Origin of the sequence: Acidiplasma cupricumulans (assembly GCF_001402935.1) — an archaeon.
In the GTDB taxonomy this organism is placed as follows: domain Archaea; phylum Thermoplasmatota; class Thermoplasmata; order Thermoplasmatales; family Thermoplasmataceae; genus Acidiplasma; species Acidiplasma aeolicum.
Genome location: NZ_LKBH01000255.1, coordinates 1 through 592 on the forward strand (window position 1 = coordinate 1; position 592 = coordinate 592).

The 592-nt window shown below is 27.7% G+C and carries 1 protein-coding gene; it reads left to right on the forward strand.

Annotation, left to right across the window (positions count from 1 at the left end):
* Positions 1-255: 255 nt before the first annotated feature.
* Positions 256-592 (forward strand): hypothetical protein (locus AOG55_RS06750; protein ID WP_156318793.1); only part of this gene is annotated, 337 nt, incomplete at its 3' end.

Genomic DNA, 592 nt, shown 5'->3' on the forward strand with positions numbered 1-592 from the left:
AATATTAAAGTACTTAAAAATATAAAAGGAATGTAATATGGAGATAAATAAAACTTTAGGTATAGCTATAGACTGGAACTGGGATGTATTTTAAGTACTTTAATATTAGTTGGTTCTTGGATTGCCGTAATTGGTGGAGATTATTGTGTTCCGGCAATATTGGTGGTGCTGCGGGTTTATGGCTTCTTGCATTTGGCTTAGCTATTGGTAGTACTGCAGATATGGCTTTTAGCTTTGGAAGTAACGGGTGGTAATATGGATGACTTAATAAAATGGAAGATATTTTCAATTCCGATGACAACGGTGTTTGTAATCGGTTTAGTTGAAATTTTATTTCTGCATCAGTATTTTGGCATATTGGGAATAATAGCATTTGTATTATATTTATTATATTATAATAACGGTAAATATAAAATAGAATTAAATATGAATAAAATAGATAAATCCACTTATATTAATCTTGAGAACATGCAATTTAAATTACTGTTTTTGCCTGCTATTTCATATATATTAATTGTTCCTATAATTTCGTTTGTATTAGAATATTATAACATAATTGTTATTTTTTATATCCTTGGAACAATAACTTTTA